Source organism: Streptomyces sp. NPDC055140 (assembly GCF_053607285.1).
In genome coordinates this window covers 1-15,174 of record NZ_JBSGTG010000050.1, presented here as the reverse complement: position 1 = coordinate 15,174, position 15,174 = coordinate 1, and the positions used below count along the sequence as shown (strand labels likewise).

Below are 15,174 nucleotides of genomic sequence, written 5' to 3'. Positions count from 1 at the left end.
TGCGCTGCTGATCGTCCTGTCCGGGGGCCAGACCTCCACGGCGTGCGGCCCTGGCACTGAAACCCAAGGGCCGTCTACGTAAGGCTCCGGGTCACAGCACTGAACGGCCCTCCCGCCGATCCGGCGCCCGCTCGTTCGTGGAAGCGCGGGGAAGAAGGGCCAAAGCCTGCTCGGCAGCGCCGATGACAACCTCCACTGCGGCTCCCGCCCTGCCCAGGGCTTCCAGTCCCCGCAGCACAGCAAGGAGGAGGCTTGCGAGCCCGTCCGTGTCCGCTTCGGCGTCCAGCGAGCCCTCCTCCTGGGCCCGGGCAAGGCAGCCCGACAGCTCGCTGTGCATTCCGCGGACAGTCCCAGCAATCCGCTCGGCAACGGTCTTGTCGACCGCGGCGAGTTCCGTGGCGCTCCTGGCCATCATGCAGCCGCGCCGCTCCACGTCCCTGCTGATCGCTTCGGAGATGTCGCGCACAAAGCGTTCCAGCTGCGGGAGGGCCGGTCCCGGGCCGCGCAGAGCCGAACGCCAGGCTCCGATCGCGTCGCTGTTATAGCTGTCCAGAGCCTGCAGGAACAGGGCGTGTTTGTCTCCGAAGGCCCCGTACAGGCTTCCGCGTCCCAAGCCTGTGACGGCGCTCAGATCGTCGATGGAGGTTCGATCGTAACCGTGGGACCAGAACTGGTCGCGAGCAGCCCGGACGACTTCCTCGTCGTCAAACTGCCGAGGCCGGGACATGAGAAAACTGTACGCCGCGTACGGGGCAATGCGGGGCGAAGACAGGACAATACGAACCTGTTTCGAGGCTCGCGACACCAGCGCGCCCGAACAGCCAAGCTTGTGCCCGCCCCGCTCGTCCTCAGCCCTTCAAGGACGGGGGCGCCGTTCCCCAGCCTCCGCTGGCAGCCGGGCCAATCCGTCTTCCGGCCTCTCTTCGCGGCTACGCCGAAATAGGGCGGCCGTATTCAGACCTGGACAAGGCCGCCGTCAACGAAGAGTTCGGCTCCCGTGGTGAAGGAGCTCTGGTCAGAGGCGAGAAAGACGGCCGTGGCGGCGACTTCGTCGGGGCGTCCTATCCTGCCGAGGGGAATCTCGTCGGCGAGATGGTCCGCCAACTGCTGTTCGCCCTTTACCGGGCTGCCCAGACCGCGGAGGCCCGGGGTCTCTATCGGTCCCGGGCTGAGGGCGTTGACACGAATGCCGCGCCCCGCGAGTTCGGCGGCCCATGTGCGGGCCAGGTTGCGGATGGCTGCCTTGGTGGCACTGTAGACCGTCATGGCCTGGACGCCCATCGAGGCGTTGGTGGACGAGAGCACAATGACCGAGGCGCCTTCCGGCAGCAACGGGAGTGCCTTCTGGACGGTGAAGATCGTCCCCTTGACGTTGATGTCGAAGGTCGAACGGTACTGCTCCTCGGTAATCTCCTCCAGCCGCGCCAGCTCGCCGCCGCCGGCGTTGGCAACGACGACATCCAGCCGCCCACTGCCGCTCTGGATGATCGCGAACAGCTCATCCAGAGCCTCGAGATCCGAGACATCACTCTGTACGCCGATGGCCCGTCCCCCGAGGGTTTCCACAGCCGCATCAAGTTCGGGTTTGCGCCGGCCCGTGAGGTACACGGTGGCACCCTCGGCGACGAACCGACGGGCTATAGCCAGACCGATCCCGGTCGAGCCACCAGTCACCAGGCTGATCTTGCCATCAAGCTGTCCCATGATCCCCACATCTCCCTTGCGGTAACTCGATCGAAGACCGACTGAAGGCCCAGCGCCGGCATGCGGCAACTACAGCCCAACCGACGGCGAAGCCCTCCGCGTGCTAGCTCACGGACCGCATGGTCTAGATGGATTTGTACCTATTAGTAAAGAAGCTCTAAGTGGCGCGCTGCAACCGGAGGGGTACTCGACAGGAGTGGACGGATCGGGAGCAGGACATGCAAGTGTCCGGCGAGTCTGAGGAGGTGGGGTTGGCTTCCCCGGGCTCCTGGCACCGCTCGGTTTGAAACGCCTCGCTGCAAGGCGTCCATGATCGGTGACAGTGCAGGTCAGCGGGCGCTTGGCGGATCCGGGCGGCGAGTCGCGCCGGCCTCGATGTTCACCTGTGTCGCCAGTACGCGCGGGGAGGCTGGGCTCTCGTCGCTGCGCCGACCCGGTCGCCCGGGGCGCACCTAGCCCCCAGGCTGGGGCCAGCAGTACCATCGGTACCATGGCGAACAACCCGAAGGCCCTGAACTTGCGGTTCCCCGACCCGGCACAGCGCGCAGCAATCGAAGCGGCCGCCCGGCAGGAAGGGATGAGCCTGCAAGAGTACATCCTCTCCGCCGCCGTTGACAAGGCGACTGCAGTCGAGCGGAAGTTCCTGGCGGCATTCGGGGAGTCCATGGCCCGCAGCAGTGACGCTTTCCGCGCCGCGTCCGACAGCTTGGACCCGAGCCCGGAGCACCGGGCGGCCGAACAGCGCGCGCGGCGTGATCTCGATGCGCGCGGGCAGGAGCACGCTGCGTGACCCAGCCCGTCCCCGAGCATCCGCTCGACGTGACCTTCCTGCTCCACGCCGCCGAGCTCCTCGATGGCGACCCCCAGGTCGACGACTACGGGCCTCTGTACGCGGCCGTCGCACGTGTCAATGCGCGCGCCCTGGAGCACAACATCTACGGCACGCTGAACCTGAAGGCGGGCGCACTCCTTCAGACCTTGGCACGGCTCCCCTGCCTCGAGCACTCGAATGCCGCCTTCGCCTGGCACGCCACTGAGGCGTATCTGCTCCTCAACGGAAGCCGCCTCGACTACCCCGTCAAGGCTGCGGTGGAGCTCGTCCGCGACACCGCTTCCAGACAGGTGGGCGTAGCCGGCATCGCCCGCCAGCTCCGCGACTGGACCGTCAGCTGATCCCCCGCGCCAAAAGGGCACCGCGGCGGGCTGAACCGCTCAGGGCTTTCCGTCCCCAGACACATCAAGCCTGTGACCTGCAGTGCCCACAGTTCCGCGGGACGTCGGGCGGAGCGACGTCTCGAAGAACTGTGGGCAAGTCACTGTGCACAGGCCGGGCCGGCTTAGGGTCAGGAGAACCAGACAATGAGCCGTACGTTGGATGCGCCGTGCAGGTCGCTCAGCGTGCGCATCACGCTCCACGCCGGCCCCCAGTGCGAGGCATCGCCTGCCGCCTGCTCCCGGCTCCGCTTGCCGGAGACGTCGGTCTCCTGCCAGTCGGCGCCAAGCAGCTCGGCCCAGGTGATCCACGTAGTGCCGTGGACGCTGTCGAGCCCCCAGGCAGCGTGCTCGCCAGCCACGGTCTCGGAAGCATCCATAGGGAGCCCACGGTCCGCTGCAAGGGGCTGAAAACCGTAGGTGTTGCGAATGCCGAAGAGGCAGGCCAGCGCGTCGTAGGCGTTGCCGATGTTCAGCAGCCACAGCTCCATGGCGGCGCGCCAGACGGAGTCCTCGTCGTCAGGCCCCCACAAGCGAGCGCCTGGACGGCACTCGATCACCCCGTCGATCTCGGTAGCCATGCCGAGATCCTGCCTCCTCGCCAGCCGTGAAGCATCCGCCTTTCCGACGCACCGTGATCCAAGAACCTGCCTGAAATCACTTGGCGCCGATTGATTGTCTTGCAGACCGAACTCGTCTGAGTCGCGGCCCGCCGGGATGCCCACAGGCAACCGGGACACCACGGCCCTTGCCCAGACTTTCGCGAGACGGACGCCCTGTCGCCCAGAGAACTCTGAGACTGCCCACACATAGCTGAGACACGACAGCTCAGTCTCATCTCATCAACGTCTCAAGACGTGCGGGGTAGAAAACTCGCGTTGTTCGATTTTTGTTCGATACATTGGTGACAGAACAAGTCATGTGGCTTGAACCGGTGCTCGTGTGATCGGAGGTGCAACGTGACGGCCTCCGGGTTCTCTCACCTGCACGTCGCCTCCGGCTACTCGGCCCGCTACGGCGCCTCACTCCCCCACGACCTAGTCCGCCGGGCCGCCGCGCGGGGTCTCACCACGCTCGCGCTGACCGACCGCGACACGGTCGCCGGGACGGTGCGCTTTGCCAAAGCCGCGGCCGCCGCCGGCGTACGTCCGGTCTTCGGCGTCGACCTCGCCGTCGCCCCCGCCGCTGAGCCCGATCCTGCTGTGGGGCGGCGTCGCACGCCGGTGCGTGGCGGTGCGCATGTGGTGGAGGCGCAGTGGCGGGTGACGCTGCTGGCGCAGGATGTGGGTGGGTGGGCGCGGCTGTGCCGGATCGTGTCGGCCGCGCACGCCGCGCCCGTCGACGGGGTGCCGGTGGCGGCCTGGCCAGTGCTCGAGGAGCACCTCGGTGAGGGTCTGGTGGTGCTGCTCGGTCCTTCGTCCGAGCCGGTGGCTGCGCTGATGGCCGGGCGTCCGGATCTGACGGAGCAGTTGCTCGCGCCGTGGCGGACTGTCGCTGGGCCCGGCTTGCGCCTGGAGGCCGTCTATCTGGGCGGGTCGGGGACCGGGGCGGGGTCGCTGCGGTTGGCGGCGCGGACGGTGCAGCTCGGTGACGAGCTCGGTGTTCCGGTGGTGGTCTCCAACGCCGTTCGGTACGCCGATCCCGCCCAGCACCGTCTGGCGGATGTGCTGGATGCTGCCCGGCTGCTGCGGCCAATCGACCGGCGCAGCGTGGATGGCGGTGAGCGGTGGCTCAAGGGCGGTAGTGAGATGGCGGCGGTCGCCGCGCGGATCGCCGAGGCCGCGGGCCTGGGGCCCGAGCGGGCAGCCGCGCTGCTTGCCGAGACTGACGCTACGGCTGCCTACTGCACCCTGACCGCTCAGGATTTGGGGATGGGGCGGCCGCATTTTCCCGAGCCGCACGTGGTCGGCGCCGACCGGGGACGGGGCGGTGCGATGCGGCTGCTGCGCCGACGCTGCGAGGCTGGCATGGTCGCCCGCGATCTGGACTCCGATGCGGCAGCGGTGCGGCAGCTGGACTACGAACTCGACGTCATCGGCCGGCTCGGTTTCGAGGGCTATTTCCTGGCGGTGGCGAAGGTCGTCGCGGACGTGCGGGCGATGGGCGTCCGGGTCGCCGCGCGCGGCTCCGGGGCCGGTTCCATGGTCAATCACAGCCTTTTCGTGGCGACGGCGAACCCGCTGACACATCGCCTGCTCTTCGAGCGTTTTACCGACCACCCCCACTGTGTCCGCATCCTTCATTCAGCTGGCTTCTGAGCCCATCGCGTGTCCATTTACCGTTCGCCCTAGTTCCCTTCGTGACGTACGGGACTGTTGAAGGGTGTGCATGCGGAGCTTGATGGTCCTGGAGGACTTGCGAGTGCAGGCGATGCCTCGGAGTGGTGGTGGCTGGTCGTACACGATCGTCGAGCCTGACGGGGTAGTCGACGAAGAGTCCGACCGCTTCCTGCGGCTCTACGACGGCAAGGGCACACAGAAGACCTATGCATACCACCTCGTTGATCACCTTCGGTGGCGAGTCAGGGAGGGGCTCACGACGCAGTCGGTGACGATCCGGGATCTGCACCGGTACATGGGAGCGGTTGGGGCGAAGGTGGCGCTGCCGTACGGACAGCCGTGGCGGCAGCCGCCGAAGCGGCCCTATGGGACCTCTGCTCTGCAGGTCACGGCTGCGTGCCTGAAGGGGTTCTACCTCCATCAGTGCGTGGAGCTCGGGGTGAACGAGGGGCTGTGTGCCGAGTTGGCGGTGAGCCGGCTGCCGAACCAGATGGACCGCGACCGGTCGCTGCTCGGGCACGTGAAGGTGTCGATGCCGGCGAATCCCTTGGCGCCGAAGGGAGGTACCCGCAGGCGGCATCCGAAGATGCTGCCGGACGGCGCCCGGTCGGAGCTGCAGCGGGTGGTGAATACTGCGCGCGACGGCATGGTGGTGATCTGGCTGGCAGACACGAGCATGCGGATCGGCGCTCTATGTGGACTGCACTTGGTCGACCTGCACCTTCGGGATGATGCGGCCTGCGGCGAGTGCGGCCCTCCGCATGTGCACGTGTGCCATCGGTGGGGCAACTCGAACCGGGCCGCGGCGAAGGGCAAGCCGGACTGGGAGCTGGCCGACGGGATCATCTCGGGTGGGGAGATCTTCCGTGCCAGTCCCGCGATGATCAGCTCGTACTTCACGTACATGACGACGGAGTACGCTCAGTACGCAGCCGGGCACGGGATGCTGATGATTCAGCTTGCTGGCCCGCGACGTGGTGAGCCATGGACGACGGACGCAGCCCGCGGAGTGCTGCGCCGAGCCGGACGCCGAGCCGGTCTTTCTGGGCGAATCAAGCCCCATGGATTCCGGCATACGGCGACCGCCAGGGTCATGGATGCCAGCGGCAACGACTCGATGGTTGCGAAGGTGGTCGGCAACTGGGCCTCGACTCGGATGGTCGACGAGGTCTACGGGCATCCCGATCTGCATTCTCCGAAGTTCCAGGCCGCGTTGACGGCGGTCTGGGGTGAGCAGGAGTGAGCGAGCCGACCCGTGCACTGCTGCCCGTGGTGGATCTTGGCGCGGGAAGCAGCCGCACCTCCAGGGACCGGCTGGAGGTGCTCACGGCGCTGATCGCGGCGCCCTCATTCGATCCTCTGCTGCGGGACGACGTGATCGTCATGCCGCCTGACCATCGAACCTTCGCGTGGATGTGCGGAGTCCCGGAGTGTGAGCGGGCGGTGCAGGAGAGCACCGAGTTCTGCACCGTGCACTACAGGGAGTGGGTGCGGAGGCGGCAGGAACACGGAGCGGCCGCAACGCTGGCCGAGTTTCTGCGCGATGTGCAGCCGCTCAAGCCACGGCTCTGGGCCCGGACTCCACCGTCGTGCCTGATCTGTCTCGATGTGCCGGCGTGGGGCAACAGCCCGCTTTGCTTCCTGCACAAGAACCGCTGGCGGACGTACCGCAGGGAGACCCGCCAGAGCAACGGGACGGAGCAGGACTTTCACGAGTGGGTGGCGGAACAGCCGCGGCTGCCGCACTTCGGCCAGTGCCAGGTCGTGGCCTGCCCCGAAACCGCGGTCCACCTGTTGGGGCTGTGCCGACGCCACTTCCTGGTCTACCGCAAGGACGGACAGCCCGGCGGTGCGAGCGTCCCCAACAACTGGGGGCGGATGCTGACCGAGTGGAAGAAGGCCACACCGGTCGTCTCGTACGCGGATGAGACGGAGTTCCACCGGTGGTGCCGACAGACCAGCTCGTTCTACCGCTCGGACGGCAAGCTGACGCTGATGGGGCTGCGTCCACTGGTCAAGGCCGAGATTAAGTGGACGATGTTCCACCACACCCAGGTCCCGGGCGAACAGCAGGGAACAATCTGGGCCTTGCCTCACATCCAGAGGATCGCTGAGGAGTGCCGACGGCACGGGGTGAACTCGCTGGCCGACCTAGACCTGGAGCCGAACCCGGGCTGCCGCCCGACTCGCTTCCAATCGGTCGCCAAGGCCATGCTGCGGTATCTCCGGCTCATCTACTTCACCCGGGAAGACAGCAAGGACGCGGGGTTCATCGAGACGGAACAGTTCGGCGTCCGCTTCCCCCGCCGCGGATCGCACTGGGACCTGACCGGCGTTTCGCAGCGCTGGCTCCGCGATCTGCTGTGGGACTCCATCTCAGACCGGCTGCTGACCAAGCCGCCGCGCTCGGGGATGACTCTCGACCAGAATCGGCGTGCCTTCGTGGAGTTGAGCGCCTTCCTCGAAGCCCGCGCCCCTGGCGGGGGCCACGACCCGAGGGTCTTGGACAAGGCCCTCGCGATCGACTTTGTTGCAGACCAAAGGCACCGGGCCGAACACCGTCTGGAGTCGCTGGGCCTGCAACGCCGCGGTCGAGGCGACAAGCGGACCGGCAAGCCGTCCACCGTCACCCCCATCATGCTGTCGCACGTATTCGGCGGCTGCCGGCGGATTCTGCGCGATGCCCTGCACGCCGGAGCCACCGACCAAATCGGCCTGGACCGTGCGTTCATCGTTGCCATCCCCTCGTACCGCCCTCCCGTGCGGCGCCGGTCCCCTTTCTCGGACGACCTCGCCCGCGCCCTGGCCGATGAGGGCAACCTGCGCCGGATGGAGGACTACGACCCCGGGGACCGCGGCCTCCGGGACTCCTGGGAGTCCTTGGTCCTCACCGGCCGCCGGGCGAACGAGGTCCTTCGGGTCCGCTACGACTGCATCGCCCGGATGGGCGGACTGCCGCTGTTCTGGCACGACCAGACGAAGGTCGGCAACCTCGACCAGGCCATCCGCATCCCCGAGAGGCTCTTCGTGCGGATCGAACAGCGACAGGCCAAGACCCGTGCCCTGTTCATCCAGCGCTACGGCCGACCACCAACTGCCGCAGAGCGCAGAGACATCGCTCTATACCCGAGCAATGTCCGCAACCGCAACCTGCTCAGGAGCATCAGCTACGGCTGGTTCCAGGACACCTTCAAGGAGTGGATGGCCACCCTCGAACTCGGTCACGGCGTCCCTCACCAGGCTCGGCACACCCTAGCCACGAAGCTGCTGAAGAACGGTGCCGACCTGGTTCACGTCAAGCGCTACCTGGGGCAGATCTCGAAAGAGATGGCCGAGCACTACGTACACCTGGCGCACGACGACCCCAGGCTCAATGACGCGCTGAACGCCCTCTGGGTCACCGGCCCCGGCGCCGCCGAACCCGGCATCCTGCTGTCCGCCAGCGAGCCGATGACCCGGGAAGAGGCCGAGGCTCTTTCGCTCGACCTCACCCGGAAGTCCACGCCCGCCGAGGGCGGCTTCTGCACCTTCCAGGCGGTGGTCGACGGCGGCAGCTGCCCATGGAACCTGGACTGCCACAACTGCGACAAGTTCGTCATGTCCGGAGCCGATCTCGTCTACTGGCACCGTAAGCGGGAGCAGTGGCGGATGCTCGCCGAGCGGGCCTCGGACAGCGCCACCGCTGACTATCTTCACCTGGCCTTCGAGCCAACCGCCCGTGCCATCGACGGGCTGGAGAAGGCCCTCGCCGGTGTGGGGCTGCTGGAGGAGGCTCTCGCGCTCGACCTGCGGCGGCCCCAGGACTACTTCGGGCGTGTCTGGAGTACCGCCTTCCGCGCCCAGGAACTTGCCCGCCATGAGGGCCACGCCGTCATGGACGACGGTTCCGAACCTGCCGCCGAGACTGAGGAAGAAGACCAGTGATCGACAACAGCCACTGCTCCCATGAAGCCGCACCCCATAGTGCCGCGACGGTGAACACCGGTCGGCGCGAGATGGGCCGTGGCCCGGCTGGCGAGCCGGGCGCCACGGAGCAGGCTTTGGAAGGGGTACGCGCACGGTGACGTCCGTACCGGGGCAGACCGCGGCGGCCGTCGCAGCACGACAGCGGCAGACCGAGGCAAAACTGGCAGAGGTTGACGTGGCCATCGCGCGGCTGCGGCGCGAACGTGGACGGCTGACCGTACGGGCCATTGCAGCCCGGGCGTCCGTCTCTGCCACCTTCTTGTACGAGAACCCGGAGGCCCGCGCTCGTGTCCAGGCTGCCATCGCCGACAGCAAGAGCCGCCACGACCAGATGTCTAGTCAGGCTCACGACCAGGTCGAAGCGACCTGGCGCGAGCGGGCTCTCAATGCCGAGGCCGAGCTCACACGCGCCCAGAAGGAGATCTTCACTCAACGGCAGCGTATGGGGGAACTCATGGGTCGGCTACGCGACTTCGATCAAATGGTGCCTGGCGAGTCCATCCAGGCCTTGGTCAGCGAGAACACCGGCCTCAAGCACCGTGTCCAGCAGCTCACCCGGGAGCATCGGCTGGTGCAGGAGCGGCTCGAGGGCGCCCGCTCCAACTTGCGGTTCGCCGACAAGCGTGTCGCCGATCTTGAGATCCAGCTACTGGAGCAACAGCAGGCCGCCCGCGCCGCCGTCGTGACTCGCGGGGGCGTGACGCCGTCCTCTCCTGAGCGCTAGAAGAGGCCGGTGGACGTGTACTGCGTGAGGTTCGCAAGGATCTCACGCAGCCACGGGCTGCGAACGGCTGGTAGCCGGACCAGGGTGTGCTGGAACGATTCCCGGTCGGCCCGGAACAGGGAATTGGGGCGCGGCGGAAGCGGGTCATCGCGGAGGACGCCTTGGGGTATGCCGCCCGATGCAGGAACCGGCAAATTCGGCTGGGGAGAGGTCAACCAGTGCCACACCCCGAGCGGCAGCGGCACCGGGTATGCCGATGCAGCCGGGCCGATCGGGGGCCAGGTCTGCCCCGTCTGCGGATGGACCGGTACCAGGAGGATGTCGACGCCTGCATCGGGAGCGGGCCGTCCCGGTCCAGCCAGGACGGCCCGCCGCTTCGGCGGGCCCGCAGGCAGCAGGGCGTCGAGCGCGCGTTGGAACACGTCCGCAGTCAGACCGCCCGGGACCTTCACGGGCTGTCCTTCGGAGGCCACCAGCAGGTGGGCGAGCGCCTGGCCAGCTGCCGCCTCCCATTGAGGACTCCACGACCAGTAGTGACTCGATCCGAGCCGTCCTCCCCACGTGGCAATCGGTTCGAACGGGGGTGTCCTCTCCCCCTTCTCCGTCAGCTCCTCCCAGGAGAGCGGCGCAGCGTCGACACCGTCAAGGAGGACGCGGTACACGGCGTCTGAGCTGAGCCGCACTCCCTGCCAGAGCGAGCAGTCGTCGATCCTGGTCGCCACGGGCAGGCCGCACGTCACGCAGGCCAAGTTGGGGCCATCAGCCCCGTCGAGGCCACAGCAGGCACCACCGCGCTTCTCGGGCATCAGCCACGTTCCTCGGATGTCACCAGGCGCGATGACAATCGCTCCGGGCGCATTGTCGGACAGGGCGTAGACCGGCGCATAGATGCCGCGTGCCTCCGCCTCGCCCGGGTCGAGCTCGTCCCACATCCGCCACGGTCCTCCCCAGGGGTCCGGGTCCACGGCGAACGTCCCCGACTCCATTAGCACCGGAAGCTGGACCCCGTTCCCATAACTCTGACGGGCGTGGGGCGGAAGGGAGACCTGGGACAACGGGACGGTCAGCTCGGTATCGCAACTCGCACAGACGAAAACGAACAAAGACCCTCCGGATGAGAAACAGCCGCATCATCGCACCTCAACGGCAGCTGGCCAACATGTTTTCGCGTCCATCACGGGGCCAGGTCTGCCAACGCTTGCTGACAGATGAAGCCCGTGAAGTGGCCGCCTGGCTGCGCGGGGTGGCGGCGGGGACAGCAGCCGTGACCGGCCGGGATGCCGACGGTGAATTGTCCCCGGACACCTGGTTCGTCGAGCCGGTCCTTGCCTTCAGTCTCGCCGATCGCAGCGAGGAAGGGGCCGTGATTCGCGTTCACCTGTCCTTGGAGGCTGAACCCCCATGGCAGCAGGGTGACGAGAGCACGGACATTTACCAGTACGCCGTGGAGGTACGGATGGACACGGACGCTCTGCTCCATGCTGCCGACCATTGGGATCTTGCTCTCGCGTCCTTCCCAACCCGCTGATCGGCATCGTGAGCATCACGAAATATCCGCCACAGCCATTTTCAAAGAGCGCCAACAACCCTGGTCGACACGGTTGGAGAGGACCTGGCGATTCGCCTGACCGGTCGCGGGTTCTATCGTGAGCGATGACGCGCTGGCAGCGTGGTGCAAGGTCAGGGAGCAGGTCGACTGGTCCTCGGCCGCGAGCGTGAGCCCGGAACCGGTGCGCCCGGCCGTCGACGGACTCGCCGCCTGGTTCAACGGTCCGGTCCGCCTTCGCGACCCGGATCGCGCCGACCGGCTGCTCGCTGCGATGACACTGTCCCGCGTGGCGGCCTCACAGAGAGAGCCGCTCACCCCGACCCTTCTCACCGACTGGCAGAAGCTGGTCCTCGGTGTGAACGAGGTGGGTCTGCGTCAGAGCGACGCCTTCGCCAAGGGTGGCCGGGAACGATACGGGCTCACGCCCCACACATGGCAGGACTTCGCCGCCTGCCTGCACCAGAGCGCCGACCCGTCAGTTCCCCTGACCGCCCGCGCGGCCAGGGCGTACCTCGACATCGCCTTCTTCCACCCCTACCCGGACGGCAACGCCCGCCTTGCACTGCTGGTCCTCGCCCACGTCCTGGAGAGGGAAGGAGTACGCCTGGACGAAGTGGGGCCGCTGCAAACCACCCGCTACGCGGACGACCCTCACGGCGCTCTCGACTTGGCGGCTCTGGTCACCGTGCTGATCCGTGCCACTCACCGTCGGGCAACCGCACGGTGAGTGAAGGCTCCCGTCGAAGCTGACAGGTGCGCATGTGTCGCTGATCTTGTGACGTCAGCCGTCGAAGCGGGTCCAGTCGACGGGGAAGTCCGCCAGCGGTTCCAGGGCGCTTCGGTGGGTGGCGCCGGCCCAGACATCGAAATCTTCGCCGCCCTCGTTGCTGACGCGTACGACGAGGCCGGGGGCCACGTAGAAGTGGGTGGGTGCCCAGGGCCAGAAGGGGCGCAGGGGTACAGGGTGCAGTGCTTGGGTGAGTTGAGCGACCTGTGTTGCCGTGAGCCTGCGCGGCAGGGCCAGGTAGTCGGCGCCCATGGAGGCCTCGAAGAGGGAGAACTGGATCAGGAAGCCGCTGAGCGGTTCCTGTTCGGCGATCGGTTCCTCGTCGAATTCACGGAACCAGACAGTCGGATCGGCCTCAGGTCCGTCTAGCGTCCACAGGAGCGACCAGAGGAAGCCTCCTTGGTTCTCGACGCCAAAGACGAGCATCTCCCCGAGATGGTCGGTGTGCAGGTCTGGCTCGGGCAGGATGCGGTTCTGGGTTCCGAGGGCACCCGGCCGCTGTTTCGCGAGCCGGTACAGCTGCCTCAGTCCAGCAGGCAGGCGTGACGGAGCGCAGGTGGCAGGTGGTTCGGTGGCGCCTGTGGCTGGGTACCAGCCGGTGACGAACTGTTCCAGCGCTGCCGCACGGTCACCGTTCACATTCCTGAGCCACTCGAGGCCCGGCAGGTCCACGGGGGGAAGTGGTGGGCGTACCCGGTTGAGGAGTTGTCGACTCAAGGGTGCTTCAAAGCGCAGTTCGCAGTTGGTGAGAACGCCGTCGGATGTGCTGGCTTTGCTCACCTTGGCAGTGCCCAGGTCCAGGACCTCTTCTCCGAGGCGGACCGCGATGTGGATCGGCAACGAACGTCCGTCCGTGCCCCAGGGTGACCCCATCAGTCGCTCTGTGACCGGGGCTGGTGCGGGCCCGATCAGACGGACCTCCTCAGCGCTCCACACACCGCTCCTGGCGGGTGCGCTACTCGCTTCCACGATGATCACCATCCCCGCCTGGCCTATGACGATGCTGGCGCCCCCCACCATGAAGCACCCGGCGCTCACCGAGCCACCGACGAGCACGGATACGTGCTCCTCATCGAATACCAGCGCCGGAATGACGGCGGAGCCCTGATCAGTCATCCCCGCATCATCCTCGACCACCACTGGGCATCCCTAATGTCTGCCAGCTGTGACCGTCACAAGATCGGCGCCAGAGCTCGTTCAGCATTACGCGGCTGAGTACTTACCTGTGTACGCCGGCAGGGCCCTCGGATGGGGACCACCACCGTCGGGACGGGGGTCAGCTGCAAGTCCCGATGACGGTTTCCGGTCGTCGAGGCGGTAGTGGCCTCAGGGAGGGTGGTCCGGATTGTCGGCGGAGTTGGTTGATCTCCTCGTGCTGGGCGGCGAGTTGAGACAGGGCTCGCTTCTTGAAGTCGGTCAGGTCCTCGATCGTCGTGGCATGCTCGGCAAGGCGGCCCTGTAGGGCTTTGTTGGCGGCTTTCAACCGGTCAATCTGGGCGTCCCTGGGGTCCGGGATGTCGCCGGCCCCGTGAAGAGCTTGCAGGCGCCGGTTGAACTCGTCGGCCAGGTGTTGGTAGGGGCCGGGGCGAATGCTGCCGTCCCGGTCCTTCTTCGCGTAGAAGCCGGTCCGGGGCACTCCGGCCTCGGCTGCGAGGGTCTTGAGGTCGCAGCGGCCGCCCGCGGGGACTTCACCCTTCAGGAGTCGGTCCATGGCCGCGCGAATGGACTGTTCATTGCGGGCCCGGCTGGTGTCGGTGATCTGTCCCATCAGGGTGTTGCCTCCGTGGCTGTGGCTGCGTCGATCTCCGCGACGACTCTTTCGGCCCGCTCGATCTCGCTTGCTAGTCGGGCTCTCTCACCCTTCTGGCCTCGTCCGATTTTGCCGATGAAGACCCGGTAGTTGCCTGCAGCAGAAGCCCAGACGGGCCCTGACCCCGCGTCCTGGACACCGTAGACACTGGATCTTGAGGATCTGGGAGAACGGAGTCCCTGTGGGGATGAAGCACTATCCGCCGGAGTTCAAGGCAGACGCGGTCGCGCTGTACCGCTCGCGGCCGGGAGCGACGATCAAGTCGGTCGCGGCTGATCTGGGGGTCAACACCGAGACGCTCAGGAACTGGATACGGGCCGCCGACGGGCGGCGTCCGGGCTCGCACTCGGCGGTCCAGCCGGTCGTGCCAGCATCGGACCCGGCGGAGGTGACCGCCTTGCGTAAGCGGGTCCGTGAACTCGAGGAAGAGCGGGACATCCTGCGCAAGGCGGCCCGGTATTTCGCGACGGAGACGCGCTGGTGAACCGCTTCCAGTTCGTTGAAGATCACCAGCGCCGCCACGGCGTGAAGCGGCTGTGCACCATCCTGGGCATCGCCCGCTCGAGCTTCTACTACTGGCGCAAGACCGCCATGGACCGCGCTGCCCGCCAGGCGGCCGACGCGAAGCTTGCCGCCCGGATATGTGCCGTTCACCGGGAATCGGACGGCACCTACGGCGTCCCGAGGATCACCGCCGAACTCCGCGAGAACGGCGAACATGTCAACCACAAGCGCATCGCTCGCGTCATGCGCACGATCGGCCTGGCCGGCGTCCGCCTGCGACGCAGGCACCGCACCACCGTCCCGGACCCGGCCGCCACGAAGGCGCCGGACCGGATCGGCCGCGACTTCACCGCCGAGGAAGTGAACACCAAGTACGTCGGCGACATCACGTACTTGAGTGTCGGCGGCGGGAAGTTCTGCTATCTCGCGACCGTGATCGACCTGTGCTCACGCCGCCTTACTCGTCACCGACGCCCTCGCCGCAGCGGAACGAACCCGCGGCAGCCTGGCGGGCGCGATCATGCACACCGACCACGGAGCCCAAGGCGGATTCAACTGGTCGTCGCAACACCTTGATCACGGAGGTATGCGATGGAACGAGACCAGAAGCAGAAGGTGCCGGAGGCGCCTGCGGGAGCG

Annotated in this window: 15 protein-coding genes and 1 pseudogene; 10 read left to right on the top strand and 6 right to left on the bottom strand. The window is 67.1% G+C overall.

Annotated features, from left to right (window positions below; genetic code table 11):
* Positions 1-91 precede the first annotated feature (91 nt).
* Positions 92-727, bottom strand: coding sequence for a TetR/AcrR family transcriptional regulator (locus ACWFR4_RS44620; RefSeq protein WP_453657254.1), 636 nt, complete (start codon positions 725-727; stop codon positions 92-94).
* Between the two features lie 227 nt (positions 728-954).
* Entirely contained in the window at positions 955-1,704 is a 750-nt protein-coding gene (locus ACWFR4_RS44615) for an SDR family NAD(P)-dependent oxidoreductase (protein WP_453657252.1), read from the bottom strand.
* A 490-nt stretch (positions 1,705-2,194) separates the two neighbouring features.
* Here ACWFR4_RS44615 and ACWFR4_RS44610 point away from each other — a divergent pair, with 490 nt between their 5' ends.
* A complete protein-coding gene (locus ACWFR4_RS44610) occupies positions 2,195-2,494 on the top strand; it encodes a type II toxin -antitoxin system TacA 1-like antitoxin (RefSeq protein WP_453657250.1) in 300 nt (99 codons plus the stop codon).
* Entirely contained in the window at positions 2,491-2,877 is a 387-nt protein-coding gene (locus tag ACWFR4_RS44605; RefSeq protein WP_453657248.1) for a fic family toxin-antitoxin system, toxin component, read from the top strand. Before ACWFR4_RS44610 ends, ACWFR4_RS44605 begins: the two co-directional genes overlap by 4 nt.
* A gap of 170 nt (positions 2,878-3,047) precedes the next feature.
* Here ACWFR4_RS44605 and ACWFR4_RS44600 read toward each other — a convergent pair whose 3' ends face one another.
* On the bottom strand, positions 3,048-3,497 hold the full coding sequence (locus ACWFR4_RS44600; RefSeq protein ID WP_453657246.1) for a hypothetical protein: 450 nt from the start codon (positions 3,495-3,497) through the stop codon (positions 3,048-3,050).
* A gap of 378 nt (positions 3,498-3,875) precedes the next feature.
* On the opposite strand from ACWFR4_RS44600, the pseudogene ACWFR4_RS44595 reads away from it, so the two are divergent.
* The 4 genes and pseudogenes from ACWFR4_RS44595 to ACWFR4_RS44580 form a co-directional block, all read left to right on the top strand.
* Positions 3,876-5,126 (top strand): annotated as a pseudogene (locus ACWFR4_RS44595) (PHP domain-containing protein); the annotation flags it as partial.
* Positions 5,127-5,634: 508 nt separating this feature from the next.
* Entirely contained in the window at positions 5,635-6,438 is an 804-nt protein-coding gene (locus ACWFR4_RS44590; protein WP_453657244.1) for a tyrosine-type recombinase/integrase, read from the top strand.
* Positions 6,435-9,119: a tyrosine-type recombinase/integrase gene (locus ACWFR4_RS44585; RefSeq protein ID WP_453657242.1), complete on the top strand. Its 2,685-nt coding sequence runs from the start codon at positions 6,435-6,437 to the stop codon at positions 9,117-9,119. The genes ACWFR4_RS44590 and ACWFR4_RS44585 overlap by 4 nt, the downstream gene beginning before the upstream one ends.
* A gap of 136 nt (positions 9,120-9,255) precedes the next feature.
* Positions 9,256-9,885, top strand: coding sequence for a DUF6262 family protein (locus ACWFR4_RS44580; protein ID WP_453657240.1), 630 nt, complete (start codon positions 9,256-9,258; stop codon positions 9,883-9,885).
* Here the strand turns inward: ACWFR4_RS44580 and ACWFR4_RS44575 are convergent.
* The gene (locus tag ACWFR4_RS44575) at positions 9,882-10,988 is read right to left on the bottom strand and encodes a hypothetical protein (protein WP_453657238.1); all 1,107 of its coding nucleotides are present in this window, start codon (positions 10,986-10,988) and stop codon (positions 9,882-9,884) included. The genes ACWFR4_RS44580 and ACWFR4_RS44575 overlap by 4 nt on opposite strands.
* Before the next feature lie 56 nt (positions 10,989-11,044).
* Here ACWFR4_RS44575 and ACWFR4_RS44570 point away from each other — a divergent pair, with 56 nt between their 5' ends.
* Together ACWFR4_RS44570 and ACWFR4_RS44565 are read left to right on the top strand one after the other, a co-directional pair.
* On the top strand, positions 11,045-11,413 hold the full coding sequence (locus ACWFR4_RS44570) for a WapI family immunity protein (protein WP_453657280.1): 369 nt from the start codon (positions 11,045-11,047) through the stop codon (positions 11,411-11,413).
* 118 nt (positions 11,414-11,531) lie between these two features.
* A complete protein-coding gene (locus ACWFR4_RS44565; RefSeq protein WP_453657236.1) occupies positions 11,532-12,161 on the top strand; it encodes a Fic family protein in 630 nt (209 codons plus the stop codon).
* 54 nt (positions 12,162-12,215) lie between these two features.
* On the opposite strand, the gene ACWFR4_RS44560 is transcribed toward ACWFR4_RS44565, so the two are convergent.
* The gene (locus ACWFR4_RS44560; RefSeq protein ID WP_453657234.1) at positions 12,216-13,337 is read right to left on the bottom strand and encodes a hypothetical protein; all 1,122 of its coding nucleotides are present in this window, start codon (positions 13,335-13,337) and stop codon (positions 12,216-12,218) included.
* Positions 13,338-13,497: 160 nt separating this feature from the next.
* Positions 13,498-13,989 (bottom strand): hypothetical protein, encoded by a 492-nt coding sequence (locus ACWFR4_RS44555; protein WP_453657232.1) that lies wholly within the window; start codon positions 13,987-13,989, stop codon positions 13,498-13,500.
* A 229-nt stretch (positions 13,990-14,218) separates the two neighbouring features.
* Here ACWFR4_RS44555 and ACWFR4_RS44550 point away from each other — a divergent pair, with 229 nt between their 5' ends.
* Together ACWFR4_RS44550 and ACWFR4_RS44545 are read left to right on the top strand one after the other, a co-directional pair.
* Complete coding sequence (locus ACWFR4_RS44550; protein WP_453657230.1) at positions 14,219-14,515, top strand: transposase; 297 nt, start codon at positions 14,219-14,221, stop codon at positions 14,513-14,515.
* On the top strand, positions 14,512-15,111 hold the full coding sequence (locus tag ACWFR4_RS44545; protein WP_453657228.1) for an IS3 family transposase: 600 nt from the start codon (positions 14,512-14,514) through the stop codon (positions 15,109-15,111). The genes ACWFR4_RS44550 and ACWFR4_RS44545 overlap by 4 nt, the downstream gene beginning before the upstream one ends.
* The last annotated feature ends 63 nt before the right edge of the window (positions 15,112-15,174 follow it).